The organism is Dethiothermospora halolimnae (assembly GCF_037577855.1).
In the GTDB taxonomy this organism is placed as follows: domain Bacteria; phylum Bacillota; class Clostridia; order Tissierellales; family VENL01; genus Dethiothermospora; species Dethiothermospora halolimnae.
The window spans coordinates 1-23,219 of the sequence record NZ_JBAKFX010000060.1 but is presented as its reverse complement, the minus strand read 5'-3'; the positions used below and the strand labels follow the sequence as shown (position 1 = coordinate 23,219).

The following is a 23,219-nucleotide window of genomic DNA, read 5'->3' as shown; positions in this document are numbered from 1 at the left end:
TATTGGTCTTAATTTTATCTTGTCAATAAAATTGTACCCTATTTTTGGGGGTGGCAAGTATTTTATATATAAATTTGTAAAAATAAAGGTTTTGTCAAGGTTTTTTGATGAAACTTTTGACAAAACCAAATTTTAGGAAGGGGTATGTATATGAGTATAACTCCTATGAATACTGTTGGTAAATATAATTATTCTAATTTTAAGAAAAATACTATTACAAAAAATAAAAAAGATTTCAATAATGTATTTAATAATCAAGTTAAAAACAAGAAAGTAAGGCACGCAGATAATAGTTATTTGAGATATAAATCGGATTACAAGGCAGAAGTTTTTAATGTCTCTAACATTTCTAAATACCTATCAAATCCATTAGAAAGCACAAGTGTGGAAGCCTCCACAGATAAAGATATATCTGCTAGATTCTATAGAGTTTTTATGAAAAAGCCTAATTCTAATGAAAAAATTACAGTTGATATTTTTTTAAAACTTAAAGGAAATAAAAATTTTAAAAATGAAAAAATTTTTAAAGATAGTATAGAAAAGGCTATTATGCTTGTTGATAAAAAAGTTTCTATTATGGATAAAATAGGCGATAACATCCCTGATTCAATAGGCTTAGGGTTTGACCATAATGAAAGAACTGGTGAATTTGACTTTAAACCTCATATTGATTCAGCCATAAGATCTTTTCAATATGAATTAGATGGAATTTTAAATATGAGTCAAGATGTAAAAGAATCTATAATGAAGGATTTAAACGACTGTATTTTGGAGATATTCGAAAAAAATTAAACAGTCAAAGATAGCTTCAAAAGTAATCACCAGAATATAATAAACTTCAAATTTAACGTTATAAGTGGCTTAAATAGTATTATTTAAGCCACTTGGGGAACCACCATAGCCCAGTTTGCAATACTATTTGAAGGGCGTATTGACTTAGGATTAAACTTAAGTTAGCCTATTCTACCTACTAGGTAATATGTGCACTTTGAAAACTAAATTATATAAATATAGATGTTATCTCTCAGACTTTTATTTAATAACAGATACGCAAACCTGTTAAATAAGCTACCGCTGAGTATTTAAGAGCATAATAATGCTTATTAGTAAATATGGCCAAAAAAATACCAAAATATTTATTTGTCTTGAATATTTAATGAATATTTTGGTAATACTGATAATATAACATCTTAAAGAAATCTTACTTAAATGTCTTTTCTAAAATCATATTTTACACACAATTTTTTACATTCTCATAAAAAATATTTTTTAACTTTAAGCTAATATTCAAATGAATATATATCTGAAAATTCAATGCTTATTCGCTCAACATTCGATGTTTTAGGATAATCTATATTATTTCTATTAGTGGTATATGTATCTGTAGTCTGCTTCACAGGTATAGATACTATAAACTCTGTACCTTCTCCTACTTTACTATTTACAGTTATATCTCCATCATGGGCTTCTATTAAGCTTTGTACCAACGAAAGACCAATACCACTCCCTTGCTTATTTACATTTGAATTAGTTTCTAGTTTATTAAATATTTCAAAAATATCACCGAGTTTATCTTGTGGAATTCCTACACCTGTATCCTTAACAGAAATTTTTATTCTATCATCATTAACATAAACCTTAACATATATATTCCCACCCTTTGGAGTGAATTTAATAGCATTAGAAAGTAAATTTAAGATGATTCTTTCCATCTTATCAGGATCACATGCCAATATTTTCATCTCCATATCAGTATCAAAAACTAAATTTATACCTTTATATTTAGCCATCACTACTACCGACTGCGTAATGTTCTCTACCACTTCGATAATATTAACATTTTTAACATTCATATCTAAAAACCCTGTCTCTACCCTTGATAAATCTATAAAATTATTAATCAATTTCAGTAATCTATAGCAATTTTGTTTCATTAGTTTAGTATTTTTATTAAATCCCTCTATATTGGGACACTCTATATTAGTATGAATATTATCTATTAATTGTAGAGCTCCCATTATAATATTAAGTGGTGTTTTAAATTCGTGGCAAATAGTAGGAAGTAGCTGTTTTCTGATTTTTGAGTTATCATTATTACACTTTGATTTCTTATCTATTTTTATCGACCCATTTCTTCCGCTATATTTTTCGTTGTTAATCTTTCTAAAACTACCTATTATTTGCTCATTATTATTATGTTTTAATAAATTAAAATATGCTTCTATTACTTCTCCATTTTTCAAGTGAAATATGATATTTTTTTTTATGCAGATTATATTTCTTTAGTATATTACTAAATCTTTGTAGAAGATGGTAGGTTTATGATAGATACTATTAGAGAAGGTATCGGACTAGGTTTGTTCTTATTAGGAATATTATTCATATTTATGGTGTTTATAAGTGTTTATATGAAGATTGCAAGTTATATTGGCAAGAGATTAGGTATAGGTAATTTTCTCATGAAGTTACGGATAATATTATGCTCATTTTTTATTTTATTATAACAAAAAGATTGGATTTAAATCCAATCTTTTTGTTATCGACTTTTATATTCCTCTTAATAATTTTAATAATATGACATTTATTTGTAAGGAAGCCTATCATTAACGTAAAAAGTGTCATTCCCCACACCTAAGTATAAAGAAAAAGTTCCTCCACCAATACTTCCGCCTCCCCAAGGAGTGCTAATGTCATAATTAGCTGTCCAACTCAAACGGGCTAAGGCAAACCTACTTCTATATGTATCTTCTTTTTCTCTTGTCACAGTTATTTCTTTATCACTAATTTTACCAAAACCTCTAACTTCTCCACCATAACATCCTGAAGGCTCAATATAATCGGCCCCTTTATCCACATTGCAAAATTCTGCATAGAACCATGCTGACTGACTGCCTACTCTTTTAGATATCTTCCAATCCCAATAGTACGCATAACCAGATCCAGATTCATACCCGTATGTTGAAATCGGCATATCGCTATTATTAGATTCTGTTATTTTAGAATTTTGTAAAAGTATTTTATTCAGTAATTTTTTATCTTTAATTTTTTTCTTTAATAAATCTTTACTCTTTTTTGTTCCATCTATTTTAATTTTATCTTGTAACTGAGTTTCAACCTTTACAAATGATCCATCTTCAAATCTGTAGTATCTAGTTTGACTTCCATCGTGAGGGTTAAAAACATAGAAACTACTAGGGATGAACTTTAGTTTTTCCCGGTCATAACAATCCCATTTTTCATTATCTTCCACCTTGTTAATTAAAATCTGTTGCTTACTTTTAGGAACCCCATTTTCATTTAAAAACTTAATTAACTCTTCTTTCGTTTCAAAACCAGACGCATAACTTTCATTTTGAGCTAGTACATTAGCAGGAAAAGTAAACAGCGATAAAAACATACATAAGCTCATTGCTAAAATAATTCTTTTTTTCATTCTCTCCATGATTATACCTCCCATTTAATTCATTTGCATTATTATTAATTATATTTAACATTATTGTATCACTAGGCAGGTATTCTGTCGAAATGATTTTGAAAATATTTCACTTTTTTTATTTAACTCTTTTCATACAAACTTATTTGTGATATTATTTAGTCTAAAGAACTTCAATAAAAATATGGTATAACATGAAAAATACGTTTTTTTGCATTTTTTTCTTACTAGCTTAAATTAATTAATAGTAACAAACCCATATATATAGGAGGTGTTATATATATGAAAAAAATGATTTTAGGAGGACTATTATTTATCGGGGCAATGATAGGTATATTGGGAATATTTATATTCTCTGGTCTTAATCCTGGTATTTACTATAGTTTTTCTGGATTACTTGGTAGCTTATTGGTTACTGGAGCAATAATCCCACTTTTCTTTTTTATTATTATGGCATTAATAGGGATTATAATATGCATGCGAGAAGCATATTCAGAGGGTTAAGAACACAAATTTTATTTAATAAATAAAACAAAGTAATAAATATCTATTCCACTATTTTGAGATGTTAAAAATACTGTGTAAAACATAAAAGTAGCTTAAATGAGCTTAAAATACTTATTTAAGCCACTTTTTATCTTGTTTTAACTTTCTTCAAATATTTCAAAAATAAAATCATTTAATTCCTGTATCATAGCTTCTTTCGTTTTTTCATTTATATATATGCTTCCATTTAATCTATGTTCAAAAAAACTTCTAAGTGCATCAATATGAAGTTTAAAATCAAATTCTCCAGTTTTTCCATTATAATCAAAAGCTATTCCTTTAAAGTCCGATATACTATCACCTGTTTTATGCTTAATAGTAATTTCTTTGTCAACAAGCATAATAGCTTTTTCTATACTATCTTTAAAAATCTCTTCATTTTTAAAACTTTTATTTCCTTTGAGTTTTAAAACAATATCAATTGTAATTTTTTCATTAGAATTAGGTTTCTTCATAAAAATTCTATAGACTCTTGATGATATATCTCTATATGTAAAAGCTTCAACACTTTTACTCTCCAACGGATTTGAAAGATCCCCAGCAATATTTGAAATATCAAAAACTTCTGCTTTATAGTCTTTTTTATAATCTGGTACATGTTTTACACTACTACTATATATATGTCTTACCTTCTTGTTTTTCATTTGATTATTTAACACATTACTGAAACCCTTTTTATCCTTTCTAATAGAATTCTTTCTTAAATTAGAATAATTATATTTTGAAACAGCATTTACAGAATTTACATTCATATTCATACCCCTTTCGGAAATCCCTATAGTTTTTCTAAACTAACTTTATCGCTATTAATTTATCTAATTAACTTCATATATAATATCGACACTTTATCTGGTATTATATGTTAAATATTATAATAAATGTAATTAGTTTGAATGTAATCATTTTATGGTACCTATATTTTCAATACCATTAAACCTAAACCTTGCTACACATCCAATATTATTAAGAATTATTTTTTTGTTGTTCCTTTAATTGAGCAATAAGTATTTCATAACCCTTTAGTCTATCTTTTAAAGGTAATTTATCTAATCTTCCCTTAATAATTTCAGCTATGGCTTTACTCATCTCCTTCGCTGCATATTCCTTATCTGGTATTTCTAATATCACATTAATTTCTTGCATTATACCAGCCCCCTTGCTAAATAATATGCAGTTAGAAGATTGTACTATTAATTTAAAAATTAGTTTTACTTTAAATCAAATTAGTCATTAAAAACTTCTTTAAATTATATATATAATATAACAACCCTACACCCCGAGGTGATAAAATGAAGATTGCCATATACTCAAGAAAGAGTAAATTCACAAATAAAGGTGAATCTACCCAAAACCAAATACATATGTGTAAAGACTATGCCAATAAACATTTTGATGTTGAAGATTTTATAATATATGAAGATGAAGGTTTTTCAGGAGGCAACTCCAATAGACCTAAATATAAAAAAATGATTAAGGATGCCAATAGGGAAAAGTTTGATGTATTGATATGCTATAGGCTTGATAGGATATCAAGAAATGTTGCCGATTTTTCAGATACATTGGAGGTGCTGCAAGACAATAATATAGCTTTTGTATCTGTTAGAGAGCAGTTTGATACTTCTACACCTATGGGAAGGGCTATGATGTATATAGCTTCTGTTTTTGCCCAACTGGAAAGGGAGACTATAGCTGAGAGGATTAAGGACAATATGCACCAGTTGGCACGTTCTGGTAGGTGGTTAGGTGGTAGGACTCCCCTTGGATATAAGTCACAGGCTGTTGAGTATCTTGATGATAATATGAATACTAAAAATATGTATAAATTATCTCCTATAGCTGAAGAACTGGAAACTATAAATAAGTTATATGATAAATATATAGAACTGGATTCTCTTACTAAACTACAAAGCTATGCCTTAGAAAATAATATAAAAACTAAGACTGGTAAAAATTTTGATACCAGTATATTAAAGATAATATTAACCAATCCAGTCTATGCCAAGGCTGATGACCTGTTATATGAATATTTCTCTGAAAGTGGCTCTGATATAGCCTGTGATAAGAAGGACTTTGATGGTATCCATGGGCTTATGGTATATAATAAACATGATGAGAAAAAGAATAAGGTTAAAAGAAATGATATATCAGAGTGGATTATAGCTGTGGGTAAACATAGGGGAGTTATTTCTTCTGATAAATGGATAGAGGTTCAGAAGATGTTAAAGAAAAATAGTAATAAGGCTCCTAGATCTGGGACCAGTGATCATGGATTATTGACTGGGCTTATTAGATGTGGAGAATGTGGATCCACTATGAGAGTTACCATAAGTAAGAAACCCTATGGCATATATCATTATTATAAATGCTTGATGAAAGAACGGTCCCGTGGTAGTAAATGTAGTATTAAAAATCTTTCTGGAAGGGCTACTGATAAAAAAGTGGTAGATGAACTATTGGCTATGGCCAATAGTGGTAGTGAGCTAATGCAGAGTTTAGATACCCAACACAGGGAGCTTGAAGCATTAAATAATAAGAGTGATGATGTTAAGGATAGATTAGAAAAGGAGCTTAAAAAAAAGGAACATGCCATAAATAACCTTACTTTACAACTGGCCAAAAATGAAGATTCTACCGCTGGTAAATATATTATTAAGCAGATTGAAAATATAGATAAGGGAATAAAAGATATAAAAAATAAGCTTTATAATGTGGATGAAGAGAAAGAAATGTCTTTAATATCTAAAAATAATATAAAAATAACTCAGGAACTATTATCTAGCTTTGATAATTTAGATTTCCATGATAAAAAGAAAATGATGAAAAGGATTGTAAAGAGAGTTACTTGGGATGGGAAAAATCTTAAAGTCAAGGTAGTAGGGCAGAAGTAATTTGTATGGACTATTTTTAAATAATTGGGCTATAAATTAACTATAAATGTGATATAATTAATTTATAATTATTCTGAATGGATGGTATTAATGGAAAAGATTCTTAAAGAAATATTAGAGAAAGTAATTTCTATGGACAGTAGGCTCTCTAATATTGAAGAAGGTCAAAAAGAAACAAGGGAATGCCTTGTAAAATTAGAAGAAGGTCAAACAAAGATAGATAAAACACTTGCTAAGTTAGATGACTTTGAAGCCAAAAACGCAAATAGACATATAGATTTAATGGACAATATCTCTACAGTTCAAAATAATCTGCAGATGGATATTCTAAAGGCTAGTAAAAACTTTTAGTTTACTATAATAGTGCTATTATAATACCTCACAGACCACTCAATTTTTTAAATAACTGGGCTATAAATTAACTATAAATGTGATATAATTAATTTATAATTATATCTGAAGGGATGGTATTGTGGAAAACGAAAAAATATTTAATCTAATGGAAAAGATGTATTCAGAGCTTTCAGAACTTAAATCCGATGTTAAAGATATAAAATCTCAAACACAAAAAAACTCTTTAGCTCTAGAAAAAATACAAACTGATATGAAAACTCTTGCTGAAATTCAGTCTTCATTCTCTGATGAACTGGATAGAGCTAAAGACTCTGAAGGTAAAACCCTTGGTGAAAGACTAGACATAATAGAACTTGCTGTTACCGATACTTCTAAGACTTTAATTAGTACTTCTAATAAATTAAATAATAAACTAGATGATTTACAAATTGATGTTAATAACCTTACAGCCAAGACAGTAAAAACTGATACTAAAGTTATTAGATTTGAAAGACTTTTATCTAATTCAACTGAAAAGAAAAGCTAACACTAAAATAGATAATATAAATAGCTTAAAAATAAATTCGTTGAGAATGTATTTTTAAGCTATTTATATTATCTAATCCTGCTCTATCAGATTCCCCTCTTTATCATAATATTTAAAATCAAATTCATAACTTTTAGAATCAAGCAAATCTATCCAAGTAGCTGTGTTTTCATTAACTTTAAAGTCCTGCTCTATCATTTCATCATTTCCCAATATTCCCACATATAATTATATCCTTTTTTATATAATTCACCTATACTTTTGTAGTCCTTATCATGACTTATATAGTAATCTGCAATTATAAATAGTCCTGAAAGGGCCCCAAATTTGTCCCAATACGGCCCAGAGTTTGAACGTTCTAATAAGTCCTTTTCATTTTCTCCAATAAAATTATTCATTTCATAATCTAAAGTAGAATATGCTTTTTTCTTTTTTCTAATTAGATTTTCATCTTCCCAGTCAATAGTCAAAACTTCCTTTTTATATGAAAGGAAATGTGCAAAGCCCTCATCAAACATTATATATTTCATCTTTTCATGGACTGAAAGATTTTTAGTTTTATCTTTATAATCATTATTTATATATACATGGGTTAACTCATGGGTTATCATTTGTAAAATCAGCTCATATACTTTACTTGGTTCTTTAGTATATTTACTAAGTATTGCTAAATCAAATATCATGGATAAGTTTCCATTATTATCTTCTCTTATCATTGCATCATAGGGATCTGGACATCCAACAACTAAGTAGATACTAACTGTTTTAGGAATCCCCTCATATTGTCCAAATATACTTTCCCATAATTTTAAGTTTAATGGCTTAAATGTTTTAAATGCTTTCTTTATTTGTTTATATGTATTTTTTATTAATCCATAGTCCTCTAATAGAGGTTCTTCAAATAAATATTTACTTGGCGAAATAGAATGAAAAATCCAATGATTTTTTACCTTGTCTAAGGACTTTTCTTCTAAATAGCTATCAATTATTTTTGCATCTATTCCCAATATAGTCACCTTCCTAGATTAGATTTTCCTTAAAATTTTATTTTTTTATATAAAAGCTATTAATTTAATTTTCCATATAAGTACATAAAATCCTTTTGTTTTTCCATAAATTATTATTGTTTAATTTTAGAAACTATATAAATCGTGTTATAATGAATATATTATTATACAGATTATATTTCTTTAGTATGTTACTAAATCTTTGTAAAGGATGATAGATTTATGATAGATGCGATTAGAGAAGGTATGGGACTAGGCTTATTCTTATTGGGAATCTTGTTTATCTTTATGGTATTTATAAGTGTTTATATGAAGATTGCAAGTTACATTGGTAAAAGATTAGGTATAGGTGATTTTCTCATGAAGTTATGGAAAAAAATAAGACATGATTAAAATTTTATCCGCCACTATATAGACATAGCAGAAGCAATATCTATGGCAGATAAAGTAATAGTATTAAGCAATAGACCTGCAACTATAAAAGATATTATAGACATAGACCTTACATGTCCCGGTGGTGAACGGACTCCGATGAAATGTAGGGAAGCTCCTGAGTTTAAGGATTATTTTAATAAAATATGGAAGGAGCTTGATATTCATGTCTAAGGATTCAGATAAAAAATTATCTAAAGAGCATAAAAACTTTATAAAAAGAATAAAGCGGAGAAAAAGAGCTGTTCATTTATCTCAAATATGCCTATTAGTAGTCTTAATATTAATATGGGAAATAGCTGCCAGACTTAATTGGATAGATACATTTTTAACCAGTTATCCCAGTGATGTTTATAACCTTTTTATTAAATTAGTTAAAAGTGGTTCTATATTTGAGCATATAGGTATTTCTGTAATGGAAACTATAGTAGGATTTATATCTGGTACACTACTGGGGATATTGATAGCTATACTTCTTTGGTGGTCTGATTTTGTATCGAAGGTATTAAATCCCTACCTTGTGGTATTAAATAGTCTTCCTAAAACAGCCCTAGCTCCGATTATTATCCTATGGGTTGGCGCTGGATACACTGGAATAATTGTCACCGCTATTTCTGTTTCAATAGTTATTACCATAATGAATGTCTATAGTGGTTTTCAGTCTGTGGATCAAGATAAGATTAAGATGTTAAAGACCTTTGGGGCTACGAAGTTTCAAGTGCTAAAAAAAGTTATCATTCCTTCAAATGTTCCAGTTATGATAAACTCCCTTAAGATAAATATTGGTCTTTCTTGGGTTGGAGTTATAGTTGGTGAATTTTTAGTTTCTAAGGCAGGTATAGGATACCTTATAGTATACGGTGGTCAGGTATTTAAGCTAGACCTTGTTATGATGAGTGTTATTATCCTAGCTATACTTGCAGCTGTTATGTACCAAGGGGTTGCTCTTTTAGAAAGAAAGATTATGAACTGGAAAAAATAAATAAATCTCTACAATTTAAAATCTATGGAAACTTGGCTTTCCATAGATTTTTTAACTTTAACTATAAAAATAATTTAACCTTTTTGAATATTGTTTTTATTATATAAAATATAAAAACTATAACTGTTATTTGAAATACTACAATAAATTGTTCAATCAAACTAGTAAAATGGATTTCAAATATGTTTGAAACTATAAAGCTAATAGTAGAAAAAAGAACTAAATAAGTAAAGTTAACTGCGAAAAATTGTTTTATATCATATTTTTTAATTGCAAATATAAATAAACAAATCAAAGTAATAACAATAAATATAGACTCTATATTGACACTAATATCATTTATTCTAAATACTTTCATAAATTCTGATGGTTCTAGATTTTCGGTCAATGCCAACTTTTTAGACAACCTATCTTTATATACCTTTAAAAATAAATAGGTTAAGTTAAGTAAAAAAGATATTAGTAAATATAATTTTAAAATCTTATTATTTTTTAAGTTGATGGAATCCCTAAAACTGTATATAGTTTTTTTCATAAATATAGACCCCTCTTACATAGTATTTGCTAACACTGCTTGCATTTATAATGAATAAAGTATCTGGATGAGGGTTACAAGATATATTAGTAATAAATTCAAAGTAGAAATTTTTTCATATGTTTATAGCTAAACAACGAAATATAAATAAATATAATTTTTTCACTTTTTTTACACTACTCACTCTTATATCCTTTATTTATTTTTATATTTTGCCTTACCGTCAACTATATTAATAACTTTTCTAGCATATCTAACCAGTTCTAAGTCATGGGTAACCATTATTACTGTTTGATTAAATTCATCTACAGCCTTTTTTAATATCTTCATAACAGAATCACTTGTATGAGTATCTAAATTACCCGTTGGTTCATCAGCAAGAATAATTTTAGGTTTTGTTATAATGGAACGAGCAATGGCAACTCTTTGACGTTGTCCCCCCGATAGCTTTGATGGAAAACTATCAAGTTTATCATATATACCTAGTTTTTCAGTTACTTCTTTTACATATGTTTTCTCCGTTGCTTTCCCTGATAAGGATCTGGTTAAAATTATATTCTCATATACACTTAGTGTTTCTATTAAATTAAATTCTTGAAAAATAAACCCTATATTTTCTCTTCTATAAATAGTCCTCTCTTCTCCTTTTAGACCAGTAATATCTATATCATCTATATATATTTTTCCTTCACTGGGGGTATCTAACAATCCCATCATATTAAGTAAAGTAGTTTTTCCTCCCCCCGAAGGGCCAATAATCATAACAAATTCATTTTCATCAATCGATATATTAACGTCTTTCAAAGCATTTACTACATTATCACCTTCTTTATATATCTTCGACAGACCCTTAATCTTTATGCCCATAACTATAACCCCCTAGTTTAAATATTTGAAATTATTTCAATCTATCCGATAAATTTTTATCTTGCTTTTTTATTTTTATTAATACAATTGAAAATACCACCAATAACGTAATTAAACTTATTATTATAAAGGAAATATATGAGTATGCAAATGTTAAGTACCCTATACCTAAAAATACCTCTGCAACTTTGTATATCAAAAAAGATAGTGTATAACTGGATACAAATATAACTAAAATAGTTCCTATTAACATTGAACCATATTCGATAAACAATTGTTTTCTTAAGGAACTTTTAGTCATTCCATTTACCTCAAATAGTGCAAATTCTCTATCCCTAGATATTAAGTCTATATTAACTATATTAATTGTATTAACTATAGATACAATAAATAATAGACCTATTATAATTAAGATCATAAATAATAACTTTTCGAATGTAGATTTTATATCATTTAATTGAACATCGTAACTTCTTAATTTTAATTGTGGATAATCCTGCAATACATCGTTAATTTTAGATACAACAGTATCTGAGCTCTTCCCACTTGTAGTAATTACAGATAAACTATAACTTGTATTGTAATCAGTGGTGAACTTGTTAGGGATATATAATGCATCTCCACTATTTCTGTCATTTATTATTCCTCCTACTGTATAAGTAGAAAATTTATTTTCAGTTGATTCTTTAATGTACAACTTTGTTCCAATTCTAAAACTTAGTCCAATCTGATTCATCCTCCATTTATTTACAATGACTTTATCATCTGTAATTCGACCATCCTCTAAATAACGACTCAATCTTTTTTTAAATTTCCCATTATTAATAGGTACAATTCCATCAAATTTATGTCCTTTTTGATCCTTAATATTCACAGCTACTAATTCATTTACAATAACTCTCTCTATGCCTTTTATACTTTCTATTTTATTAATTAACTCATCATTCAATATATTATGTTTCTGAAATTTGGTAAGCTGTTTATATATATTCTGCATATCTGGATATATTAAATATTCTTCACCGTGTTTATATATATGACTTATTTGCTTATCATAGTCAACTGATGTAAATAGTGTTGTGAAAATTATGAATGCTATACTTGTTAATATAATACTTTTCTTTATTAACTTGTTTCGATTTTTATATAACTTATTATTTCTCTTTGCTAAATCTCTAACATATAATTTAGAGGTTTTATTTCTCTTAATTGATTTTAAGTTTTTAACTATATAGTCTAATTTACTTTTGTTTAGACTATCAGTATTAAGTAACTCTTTTAATTGTTTCTTTGTAGCAAAATTAATTGCAGTATAAATAACTATGGAAACATAAATCAAACAACCTACAGTTATACTAATGCTTATTTTCAACTTCATATATATAATTAATAATACTACTGCGAGTATCTGACCCCATATAACATTAGTAAAAACTTTTCTAATTTCATACCTATTCATCTTTAAAAAATCTGATTTAGTCATCCCCACCAGTTTTAATTTTTTTAAATATACCAGTCTTTCATTATAAAAAATATTATAAATTGTATATACTATACTTCTAGATAAAATACAACATATTATTCCTGCAAGTAATATAAATATAATTTGATTAAAATCTCCTAAAATACCATCTATATAAGGCTCATTTAAAGCTATTTGTTTCTCATCTAAATTATATTTGTTTTTTAATTTTTCAGTTTGTGCTTTTATTTCTGATTTACTATCTGTCTTAAAATTGATATATAAGTCATTTCTATTAGAATTCCCAACTATATCATTGGCATATTTTTTAGAAACAATTATGGTTTTATCATTTTCTCTTCCATATATTTCAGATTTTAAGATTGCAGTTACTTTAAACTTTCTATTTACTCTTTCATTATTGTATGAATCAATATAAGTCAGATTAATTTTATCTCCTATCTGAATATTTTTTTGTCCATATACTGCCACTTCATTAGATAAACGGGGAAAGGTCCCTTTATCTATCTTGAATCCATTGGCCCTACTTCCAACATTATCAACATAAATAATTTTAGTTTTATTATTCATTGAAATCCCTAAATCAATATAAGTACCTAATTCAACTATTTTAAATCTTTCACGATTTTTCTCAATTTGATTGTAAATATTTTGATTTACATCAGTAATCATCGTTTGATAAGGAACCATGTTATTAAAATTATTTATATCATTTAAAGATAATGCCATTATAGAAGTAAATATAAAAGAAATGGTAATTAATGCAAAAGTAATTAACCTCCATTTTTTCCTGCTATACCTTTTTTCTCTTTTTACAATCAATTTGATTATATTTTTACCCATATATTATAACCCCCAAATAGAATAGATCATAGATTGAGTTTTGTATATTTTTTCTATGTTCTAGCCATTAAGTATATTAAATGTCTAATAGAACAATGAATCATTTTCACCTTCATCCACCTTTTTCATTGTAACATAGCTTTATTGTCATTACAAGAATTTTATACCATAATTTTTAATTGATACCATTTTAAAAAGAGACAGGTTTTCCCATCCCTATTTAACCAAAATAATAATTTCAATATTTTATTACAGCAATCCTCCATAGTCACAGTCTTTAATCTAAATTATCATTTCAATATTATTTTCTTTACAATATTTAATCATCTCTAAAATTTGAGGATCTCCTTTTTTTAATAAAACATCGAATACTTTCTTGCTATGATAATTTGTTATTCTTTCAATTCCACATGTAATCTCATCTATTTTATTCAAATAGCCGTTTTTAGTATAATTGTAAAAACCACACCTTGTTCCAATACAACAATAGGCAATATCACATTCCTTACACTTTGTGTTCTTGCACAAAGAGCCTAATATATTATTATATAATTGTATATCATCAATCCCAGAAACAACATTGCCTATTTTCCAGTATTTATTATTAGTCACAAAACTACATGGATAAATATCTCCTAAGCTATTTATCACTATATGATTTTTACTTCCAGCTGAACAAAATTGTATTTTCCTCTTTGGTATAAAAAAACCAAATTTTTTATCATAAATATCAATAGTTATCTCTTCTTTTTTTAAACGTTTATCTAAATAATAGTTATCTATTTTTTCTAGCTCTTTGTTATAAATATCTAATTTTTTTCTATTCCAATCTGCAAATCTATCTATACCTATATTAATTTTTTCTACACCCAAATTATATAAATATTTTACATTATTATAGAGATTAGAAACTGTATTAGTAGCAACAGTTATTCTTCCGTTAAATGGAATTTTGTTGTCAGACATATACTTAATATTAGTAATAACTTTGTTATAATAATCATCATTGGGTAACTTTGGTTTTCTATTTAGGTTATTACTTTCTTTATTTCCATCTATGCTAATAGAAATATCAAATTTTTTGTTTTTAAAATATTCAATTATTTTTTCATTTAATAATACTCCATTAGTAGTGGTTTTGTATTTTACGTTGTTTATATTTCTGCTTTCAAGTTCCTCTATAAACGAGTATATCCAATCAACATTCAATAATGGCTCTCCACCTAAAAAAGAAATTGATAGCATTTGATTTCCATTTATCCCTAAAATATAGTCGATGATTGGATTGATTAACTCTTGTGAAATATATTCATTACTTTTTTCTTTTCCCTCATAACAATATGAACACTCTAAATTGCAAGCATGAGTTAAATAAATCATACACTCCATTTTGTGGAATCTCCTCCTTTTTTTATTAAACCTCTTTTATAAATACATAAAATGAATTTTTTTTATACCTGAAAAAAATCTTCTTATATGAAATGGTTTAATCAAATAACAAAATGTTAATTCAGAATTACTAATCATTATTTTTTTTATTATTTGATTAATGATATTATCACTCATTTCAATTTCACCTATCAAATAATTCTCTCTTAATCTTCCCCGAGATAATTCATCTTGAATCTCAGTTGTATTTTTAATATCCAAATTATGACAAAACTTCTTTAACTCTTTATATAGCTTGTCCTCTTTGTCTAAACTAGATACTACAATACTATCGATAATTGATGCTGGATCTGGAATTTCTGAATCTAACAATTCATTTAAATTAACTAATAAATCTTCAAATTCTAACTTAGAATCTATACTATTGTATCTTGATTTATAAAGACAATATAATCCGCTTATCTTAGCACATAAATAACTATTCCCTTTTTTTATAATTATGCTATCTCTATTTCTAACAAAAGATTCATCTCTATTAATTATTATGTCAGTTTTTCTATAATATTTTTTAATACCAAATATATTCTTCTCTTTGACATTATTTTTTACACCTAAAGTATGAATGCTATTTGCCGGATAAGAATCTTTATTAGAGTTATGATATGCCGATATAATAGTTACTCCTTTTTCCTTTAACTTTAAAAGTTCTTTATCTATGTAATTACTAAGTTCTTTATCAAAATTACCTTCTAACAAAACACCTAAGCTTATATTAACAACATCTATTTCATTTTCATTAATTACTTTTAATGCTTTAAGTAGATCTGCAAGTGACCCTTTATTATTACTATCTAATATAGCTATTGACAAAATCTCAATATTAATTTCTGAACAAGTATCCAATATAATATTAGCAATATTTGTTCCATGGAGTGTTTGTTTTTCTTTAAAATATTTATTACAAATAATTTCCTGCTTAAACTTTATAGAACTATTTATTAGTTTATTCTCTTGTATTACCGTATCTATTATTGCTATTTTCATATCTATGCCTCCATTATTATCTTACTTTTAAACAAATTCTTGATAAAACATCTGAATTAAACCTATAATAAACTATGGAATTCATTTAAAAGAATTTATTAACTATAAAATATATATAATAATGTGATGATTATCTTATATTTAAATATTTATTGCAAATACTTAAATCTTCTCTATTGTGGGATACTATAACTATTATTTTTTGTTCTCTGTTTTCAGTTATATAATTTAGAACATTTTTTTTAGAATCTTTATCCAAAGAACTTAATGATTCGTCTAATAAAATTAATTCAGGTTTCTTTATAAGGGATCTAGCTATATCTATTCTTTTCTTTTGACCTCCTGATAAATTATCTCCTGAATCTTTTATATTATAACTCATATAACTATAGTCACTATTTCTAGTTAATCTAAGCTTCTTGAGAACTTCATAAATTAATTTATTATCTATACTTCTTCCCAAATCAACATTTTCACGAATAGTGCCATTAAATAATTTGGATTCTTGTTCTAAATATCCTATTTTATTGTAAATAGATGTTTTATTTATACTATCGACATCTTTATCATTTATGTAAATATTACCTTCAGTAGGCTTATATAAACCACTCAAAACCTTTAATAAAGTTGATTTACCAGAGCCTGATTCACCAAATATACCCAATATATCTCCCTTTTCTACAACAATATTTATATTATCGAATATCAATTCACCATTAAATCCGAAGCCAATATTATTTAACTCAATCTTTTCTATTTCTTTTATATTTTCACCATTTAAATTAATGAAATCATTATCTAAGTGAAAAAATGTATTTAGTCTTTCAAGTGCAATAGTGGTTGTATTGTAACTTTGGATAAAATTACTAACACTCTGTATAGGTCCTAAGACCATAGTCTGATAACTTATTAATGCAGTCAAGCTACCTATAGATAAATTGTTTTTTATCACTTCTCTACCACCTATAGCCCAAATTACTATCATCATTAAATACACTAGTAATGTAGAAATGTATCTATATTTTATCTTTATGCTTTTTAATTTTATGGAACTTTTGTAATAATTATTGTATGACTTTTCAAATCTACTATTAATAAATTTAAATAAATTCATCACTTTGTTAATTATTAAATTATTATAATTATCATTTATTATTTGTATTATCTTCTTATTATCATTAAAATTTATTTCTGAATTTTCTTTAATTTTATCAGCCCAAAGTTTACCATTAAGATAATAAATGAATATTGTTAATAAAGTTAATAGAAAAATTCTTTTATCCACTACAGCAATAATAGTTGCAGAAATAACAAAAAGTATAATATTCCCAAATACAGAAAATATCCCATTACCAATATGGTTATTAATTATACGTATTTCATTAGTGTATAAAGAGGTTATCTCTGATAGATTTTTAGTAACAATTTCACTATACTTTGCTGATAACATTTTATCATTTAATTTTTTTCTTAGTTTATATGTATTTCTCTCACAAATTTTAGTAACTGAAATGCCTTTGTAAATTCCAGAAAATACATCCAAGAAATATAAACAGGCAAGTACTATAATTAAGTAAGTAAAAGTATGCATATCTTTGTTTATTAATGATTTATCTATAATATATTGATAAGTTTTTGGAATAGTTGCCATTGCAAATATTTTTGCAAATGTTAATATAACTATAGCTAAGGTCCTACCACTATTATCTTTTATAATTTCTTTTACAAATCTATTATATGCTTTATTCATTTTTATATTTTACCTTTCCATCAACTTTCACAATCATTTCAATTATATTCTCACTCATATATTATAACCTCCAAATAAAATAGAGCATAGATTAGACTATATATATCTATTATCTATGCTCTAATCCACTGAGTATATTAACTAACTGTTACTTATTTTTTTAACTTAGACTTTATTCAACTCCAGATATTACAGCATTATGAGCAAATATACAGTCATGATCACACCTGTAGTCTTCTTCATCTGCACAGTTTCCATAACCTTCAACTTCAATCTTTTTAAGTAATTCCTTCTTTTCTTTGAGTAACTCTTTCTTGTTCATTTAAATACCCCCTATTTTTATTTTTTGTTTATATCAACCCATTATAATTTTCTCAGTGGAAATATGGGTTAAATATCAAAATATTCATTCAATATATTTAAAAATGAAGTGATATTTGCTTTGATTGTATTATACTTACTATGATAAAATAAATTATATCTTATTATAACCTTTCTTAAATCACACTCTACAGAATCATACGTATGGGAATGACCTCTACAACTTATACACAATCCTCCGCAAAAATCTATGTATATGCATTCTTTACACTTTTTTTCATTTTCATGTTTAAATAATTCCTTGATATTAGAACGGTTTAAGACTTGTTCTTTGTTCTTTTCAATTTTGTTGTAATCACTAATTTTTCCTATCTGAAACTTTTCATCTTGTAAATTCACACATATAGTAACCCTTCCATCTGGTAATATTGCGATAGTTTTTCCAAATGCATTACAATGACTCTTAGGCACTACATTGTTCATTATTAAGTCTAGACCATAATTCATTTTTCTTTTGTTTTTGTCTTCTAATAAATAATCTATAAATATAGCATAAATATTTTTAATATCACTTTTAGTTAATAGCAAGCTCTCAATTTTATTATCAAAAGGTTGAACAAATCTATAGTTTAAATAAGAATTGTTTTCATCACTAAAATCTAAAGCTTTTCTCAAACTGTTTATATTTTTCCTAGTAATTACATATGAAAAAATTAATTGTGTTCCTAAACTATGGATAATCCCAGAAATCTCCTCTATGTGTTTTTTAAATTTTATATCATCCATTATATTTTCTATGCTAATCTCAATTTTATTAACTAATAAGGAGAGCTCTTTTGCCATTTCCTTATCTAAAAGCAAACCATTTGTTTCTAAAATTAAATTAGCTCGTCCAAAATTTTCACTAAGAGTTCTACATATATTTAATAAATCTGTATTACATAGAGGTTCTCCTCCAGTTATAATAATTTTATTAAATGATATTTCTTTTAAATATGGAATTATAAAGTCCTCTAAGTCTCCATTGGATAACTCTTTATCATAAGTATGCTGTTCCTCCCTGTCGTTTCCGATTTTTTGCGTGACACAAAATTCACATTCTAGATTACATTTATTTGTCATTGATATATAAACTGAATTATAGCATGGTCTTGCTTCAAGATAGCCATCAGATTTAATGTTGTAGTATTCCTCCAATTCTGAAAATTCGTAATTATTTATTAGGAAATTAAAGTCAGATTCATTAAACCTCAACCACTTAGAAGAATTTGGATAATATAATACAACATTATTATTTTCACTTAATGTTTTAACTTTCATTTTATACATTTCTCCTTACAAACTTATTTTACACTTTTTAACACATATATTCTTTCATACCAATAATATAGTTATAATGTATTAGAATTTGACAAAAAACTATATAATATTATGGATATATAAATTAATTTACTTGATATTCACCTTTAACATTATGAAATATTTTATGAAAAAACTCTTTATTATCAATGATAATATTATAATTCTTTTTTGCCAACCAACATCCAAATTCACTTGGACTATTAATGCTTCCATTAGCAGCTAGATTGCCAAAAACACACCTTTGATTTCTACAAATATCATTAAATTTACATGATTTACATTTACTAATGTTGATACCTTCGATATTATTAATAGATATTATTTTTTCAAGATCTATACCCGTAACAACATTGCCAAAATCTATACCTGCTTCATTTGCTTTAGGACATGCATAAATATCTCCATTAGTTTTGATATAAGCTCCCACTATTCCTCCTCTACAAGAATAAAAGGATTTAAAAGCCTTAAAATCAAAGTATTTTTTCTCAATCAGAGAAAAGTTAAATGCTTTTGGAGATAAGATACAATTTTTATAATAATCAAAAGTCTTATCAATTTCATCATTAAAAAAATCATACTCATCTTGTGTTAAATCTACTAATCCGTCAAAACCAGTATCTATGTATTTAAATCCCAAATCATAAGTTAAATGAAGAATGTTATTATAAAAATTAGTAAAGTTGTTTTTAGTCACTACATTAGTCAATTGAATAATATTTCCAGTTTCTTTTTCGTATTTCCTTAATAGGTCAATATTGTTTATAAATTTATCGTAGCTCCCTTGATTCGAATAATCTACCCTATTTATATCATTGGATTCTTTAGTTCCATCCAAGCTTGTCTTTATTAAAAAATTATATTTTTTTAAAAACTCCATAATATATTTATTTATATATATTCCATTAGTGGATACAGTGTACATAACCTTAGTAGAATTTTTTTTCAGTTCCACATGATCTAAAATTTTACTTAATAAATCAAAACTAATAAGCGGCTCTCCTCCAATGAAATTTATTTGCAAAGTGTTGTCACTAAACTGTCTTGCTTCTGTCAATCCATAATCAATAGTTTTTAATGCAATATCAAAATCCATTTCCTTACCATCTTTATCTACAACATAACAATACTTACATTTGAGATTACATATCTGATTTATCTCAATCGTTAAATTAAACATATCTTCACCCCATAGCAATCATCATAATATAGTGACTTTTTATGTTCAAATTCATTAAATCCCTTTAACTAATTACATTTTTGTATTAAATTCTAGCATTATTACTTTTTATATTAAATTCATTATAACAGTAAAGTGTTTTTTATGCAACTATTTTTTCATTATATTGTTACTCATATTACTCTTTTATATATTTAAATGTTTGATTTTGTCACATTTTATACTTTGTTTTTAATCACACAATAAAAAAATAAATTATAAAATGTGACAGATTCCTTCGATGTCACTGAGAAACTGAAAATTGGGTTCAAAACATAAAAAGCTTGAGAATTCTTATATAACAGGTTTCTCAAGCTTTTTATGGTATAATTATATTATCTTAATTTTAAGTGGGTGATTTTATGATTCAAAGACAAGAAAGAATAGATTTGAGTGGGATATATTCATTATCTACATAAGAAGTCATATATTTGCTAAGTAAGGAGGTATATTTATGAGTCCAACACTTTCATTTTCCCTTATTTTTATGTTTATATTTTACTTTATGCTGCGCTATATTCTAAAAAGATTTAAAGGATATAAACTACCTATATTATTCGAGAGATATCATGATGATCCGTTTAAACCTTTTTTTACAACCATTGATTTTAATAGTAGGCTTTTTCATAGGATTCACAATATTTAATTTATTTTCATATATTTTGTAATATAGAGTTAATAAAATTAGAAAAATACAGTATCTGCTATATTAGGTCCTTTAGAAGAATACATAAGGGCTTCAATATATTGAAGCCCTACACACTCTTATGGGATATGAAAATCTCTGTTCTCTGTATCTTCCACTATGAACTGAACAAAGAAGCCCCAAAGGGGTCTTTGTTCATATATATTTTAAACTCCTATTCTGTTATTAAACTTTCTTCTGTCTCTTCATCTTCCTTTGTTTCTTCTGTATCTTCTTCATCTATATTCTCTTTATCTTCTTCAGTTTTTTCAACTATCTTAAGACTTTCTGTTTCTTCATCATAATATGTATCTATTCCAAGTTTAGATAGTTGCTCTATTAATACTTCCTTTGTCATATTTTTATTATCGGAAGTTTTATCAAGTAACTCATTCAATATTTTTTCTAACTCTTCTGTTTCTATATCATCATATTGGGCTGCCAATGAACTCTCTTCTATATTAGTCAACTCTTCTTCTATAGTTTTCAAATTATCCTTTAGTCCTGTAATCTCTTTTTCTAGTTCTTCCACTAATTCTGCATCTCCTGCTTCTTTTGCTTCTTCTAACTTAGTTTCTAAATCCTGTAATTCAGTTTCAATCTCTAATTTATCTTTTTCTAGATTTTCTACTTTATTTACTGGTAAATTCTCTATTTCGCCTTCTACTTCTATTAAATCTTCTTCTAAGTTTTTAATTTCTGTCTCTAATTCCTCTACTAAAGCTACATCTTCTGCTTCTTTAGCCTTTTCTAGCTGAGATTTTAAATCTTCTAATCCGGTTTCAATCACTAGTCTTTCTCTTTTTAGCTCTTCTTCTTCTGTTAGTGGTAAGCTATTTATATCTTCTTCTACCTTAACTAGATTTTCTTCCAATGTTTTAATTTCTGATTCTAACCCTGCTACCAATTCTATGTCTCCAGCTTCTTTTGCTTCTTCTAACTTAATCTTTAAATCTTCTAATTCAGTTTCAATTCCCAACTTTTCCTCTTCTAATTCTTTCACTTTATTTATTGGAAGATTACTTATTTCCTCATTTACCTCTAACAATTCTCCTTCTAAGCTTTCAATTTCCGATTCTAATTTCTCTACTAATTCTGCATCTCCTGCTTCTTTAGCCTTTTGTAACTGAGACATTAAATCCTCTAGTCCAGTTTCAATCACTAACTTTTCTTTTTCTAATTTTTCCCCTTCTGTTAGTGATAAGTTTTCTATTGCTTCATTTACTTCCGTTAAATCTTTTTCTAGCTCTAGAACTTCTTCTTCTAATTCTCCTATTAATTCTTCGTCTCCTAATGCTATAGCTTCTTCTAATTTAATTTTTAGATCTTCTAATTCAGTTTCAATTTCTAATTTTTCTTCTTCTAAAACTTGTCCATCTTCTTCAGATTCTTCTTCTGTTGATAAAATATCTAACGCTTGTTTTATAAGACCTAATCCCTTTCCATTGGATTTTTCTAATGCAATACCTCTACCTTTTTTCTTTGCCTCCTCTTTCTCTTCTTCATCTTTTTCATCCTCTTCTTTTTCCTTTTCTTCCGCTTTCTTCTCTTCTTCC

Annotated in this window: 24 protein-coding genes; 8 read left to right on the top strand and 16 right to left on the bottom strand. The window is 26.6% G+C overall.

Features of this window, described 5'->3' with window-relative positions; genetic code table 11:
- Positions 1-150 precede the first annotated feature (150 nt).
- Complete coding sequence (locus V6137_RS17555) at positions 151-792, top strand: hypothetical protein (RefSeq protein ID WP_425449273.1); 642 nt, start codon at positions 151-153, stop codon at positions 790-792.
- A 488-nt stretch (positions 793-1,280) separates the two neighbouring features.
- Here the strand turns inward: V6137_RS17555 and V6137_RS17550 are convergent, their stop codons facing one another.
- Positions 1,281-2,243 carry a sensor histidine kinase gene (locus V6137_RS17550; RefSeq protein WP_425449272.1) on the bottom strand — a complete coding sequence of 321 codons (963 nt, stop codon included), beginning with the start codon at positions 2,241-2,243 and terminating at the stop codon, positions 1,281-1,283.
- Between the two features lie 338 nt (positions 2,244-2,581).
- A complete protein-coding gene (locus V6137_RS17545; RefSeq protein WP_425449271.1) occupies positions 2,582-3,442 on the bottom strand; it encodes a hypothetical protein in 861 nt (286 codons plus the stop codon).
- Between the two features lie 273 nt (positions 3,443-3,715).
- On the opposite strand from V6137_RS17545, the gene V6137_RS17540 reads away from it, so the two are divergent.
- On the top strand, positions 3,716-3,937 hold the full coding sequence (locus tag V6137_RS17540; protein ID WP_425449270.1) for a hypothetical protein: 222 nt from the start codon (positions 3,716-3,718) through the stop codon (positions 3,935-3,937).
- A gap of 140 nt (positions 3,938-4,077) precedes the next feature.
- Here the strand turns inward: V6137_RS17540 and V6137_RS17535 are convergent, their stop codons facing one another.
- Together V6137_RS17535 and V6137_RS17530 are read right to left on the bottom strand one after the other, a co-directional pair.
- Positions 4,078-4,731, bottom strand: coding sequence for a hypothetical protein (locus tag V6137_RS17535; protein ID WP_425449269.1), 654 nt, complete (start codon positions 4,729-4,731; stop codon positions 4,078-4,080).
- A gap of 211 nt (positions 4,732-4,942) precedes the next feature.
- Positions 4,943-5,122 carry a hypothetical protein gene (locus tag V6137_RS17530; RefSeq protein WP_425449268.1) on the bottom strand — a complete coding sequence of 60 codons (180 nt, stop codon included), beginning with the start codon at positions 5,120-5,122 and terminating at the stop codon, positions 4,943-4,945.
- Between the two features lie 146 nt (positions 5,123-5,268).
- On the opposite strand from V6137_RS17530, the gene V6137_RS17525 reads away from it, so the two are divergent.
- The 3 genes from V6137_RS17525 (at position 5,269) to V6137_RS17515 (ending at position 7,747) form a co-directional block, all read left to right on the top strand.
- A complete protein-coding gene (locus tag V6137_RS17525; RefSeq protein WP_425449267.1) occupies positions 5,269-6,867 on the top strand; it encodes a recombinase family protein in 1,599 nt (532 codons plus the stop codon).
- 90 nt (positions 6,868-6,957) lie between these two features.
- Positions 6,958-7,218, top strand: coding sequence for a coiled-coil domain-containing protein (locus V6137_RS17520; RefSeq protein WP_425449266.1), 261 nt, complete (start codon positions 6,958-6,960; stop codon positions 7,216-7,218).
- A 121-nt stretch (positions 7,219-7,339) separates the two neighbouring features.
- Positions 7,340-7,747 carry a hypothetical protein gene (locus tag V6137_RS17515; RefSeq protein ID WP_425449265.1) on the top strand — a complete coding sequence of 136 codons (408 nt, stop codon included), beginning with the start codon at positions 7,340-7,342 and terminating at the stop codon, positions 7,745-7,747.
- A 72-nt stretch (positions 7,748-7,819) separates the two neighbouring features.
- Here the strand turns inward: V6137_RS17515 and V6137_RS17510 are convergent, their stop codons facing one another.
- Both V6137_RS17510 and V6137_RS17505 read right to left on the bottom strand, forming a co-directional pair.
- Positions 7,820-7,960, bottom strand: a complete 141-nt coding sequence (locus V6137_RS17510; protein ID WP_425449264.1) for a hypothetical protein — start codon at positions 7,958-7,960, stop codon at positions 7,820-7,822.
- Complete coding sequence (locus tag V6137_RS17505) at positions 7,942-8,754, bottom strand: hypothetical protein (protein ID WP_425449263.1); 813 nt, start codon at positions 8,752-8,754, stop codon at positions 7,942-7,944. The genes V6137_RS17510 and V6137_RS17505 overlap by 19 nt, the downstream gene beginning before the upstream one ends.
- Positions 8,755-8,976: 222 nt before the next feature.
- Here V6137_RS17505 and V6137_RS17500 point away from each other — a divergent pair, with 222 nt between their 5' ends.
- From V6137_RS17500 to V6137_RS17490, 3 genes are read left to right on the top strand one after another with little or no spacing between them, the layout of a single operon-like run.
- A complete protein-coding gene (locus V6137_RS17500) occupies positions 8,977-9,147 on the top strand; it encodes a hypothetical protein (protein ID WP_425449262.1) in 171 nt (56 codons plus the stop codon).
- Positions 9,148-9,189: 42 nt separating this feature from the next.
- Positions 9,190-9,360 (top strand): sulfonate/nitrate/taurine transporter ATP-binding protein, encoded by a 171-nt coding sequence (locus V6137_RS17495; protein ID WP_425449261.1) that lies wholly within the window; start codon positions 9,190-9,192, stop codon positions 9,358-9,360.
- The gene (locus tag V6137_RS17490; RefSeq protein ID WP_425449260.1) at positions 9,353-10,168 is read left to right on the top strand and encodes an ABC transporter permease; all 816 of its coding nucleotides are present in this window, start codon (positions 9,353-9,355) and stop codon (positions 10,166-10,168) included. Before V6137_RS17495 ends, V6137_RS17490 begins: the two co-directional genes overlap by 8 nt.
- 61 nt (positions 10,169-10,229) lie before the next feature.
- On the opposite strand, the gene V6137_RS17485 is transcribed toward V6137_RS17490, so the two are convergent.
- The 10 genes from V6137_RS17485 to V6137_RS17440 form a co-directional block, all read right to left on the bottom strand.
- Positions 10,230-10,703, bottom strand: coding sequence for a hypothetical protein (locus V6137_RS17485; protein WP_425449259.1), 474 nt, complete (start codon positions 10,701-10,703; stop codon positions 10,230-10,232).
- A gap of 195 nt (positions 10,704-10,898) precedes the next feature.
- Entirely contained in the window at positions 10,899-11,570 is a 672-nt protein-coding gene (locus tag V6137_RS17480; RefSeq protein ID WP_425449258.1) for an ABC transporter ATP-binding protein, read from the bottom strand.
- Positions 11,571-11,601: 31 nt separating this feature from the next.
- Complete coding sequence (locus V6137_RS17475) at positions 11,602-13,896, bottom strand: FtsX-like permease family protein (protein ID WP_425449257.1); 2,295 nt, start codon at positions 13,894-13,896, stop codon at positions 11,602-11,604.
- Positions 13,897-14,178: 282 nt separating this feature from the next.
- Positions 14,179-15,276, bottom strand: a complete 1,098-nt coding sequence (locus V6137_RS17470; RefSeq protein ID WP_425449256.1) for a radical SAM protein — start codon at positions 15,274-15,276, stop codon at positions 14,179-14,181.
- A gap of 45 nt (positions 15,277-15,321) precedes the next feature.
- The gene (locus tag V6137_RS17465) at positions 15,322-16,329 is read right to left on the bottom strand and encodes a S8 family serine peptidase (protein ID WP_425449255.1); all 1,008 of its coding nucleotides are present in this window, start codon (positions 16,327-16,329) and stop codon (positions 15,322-15,324) included.
- Between the two features lie 130 nt (positions 16,330-16,459).
- Complete coding sequence (locus tag V6137_RS17460) at positions 16,460-18,079, bottom strand: ATP-binding cassette domain-containing protein (RefSeq protein ID WP_425449254.1); 1,620 nt, start codon at positions 18,077-18,079, stop codon at positions 16,460-16,462.
- A 172-nt stretch (positions 18,080-18,251) separates the two neighbouring features.
- Positions 18,252-18,401, bottom strand: a complete 150-nt coding sequence (locus V6137_RS17455; RefSeq protein WP_425449253.1) for a hypothetical protein — start codon at positions 18,399-18,401, stop codon at positions 18,252-18,254.
- Between the two features lie 68 nt (positions 18,402-18,469).
- Entirely contained in the window at positions 18,470-19,720 is a 1,251-nt protein-coding gene (locus tag V6137_RS17450; RefSeq protein ID WP_425449252.1) for a radical SAM protein, read from the bottom strand.
- A 124-nt stretch (positions 19,721-19,844) separates the two neighbouring features.
- On the bottom strand, positions 19,845-20,939 hold the full coding sequence (locus tag V6137_RS17445; protein WP_425449251.1) for a radical SAM protein: 1,095 nt from the start codon (positions 20,937-20,939) through the stop codon (positions 19,845-19,847).
- Positions 20,940-21,838: 899 nt separating this feature from the next.
- The coding region (locus tag V6137_RS17440) for a hypothetical protein (protein WP_425449250.1) at positions 21,839-23,219 on the bottom strand (1,381 nt) is incomplete at its 5' end.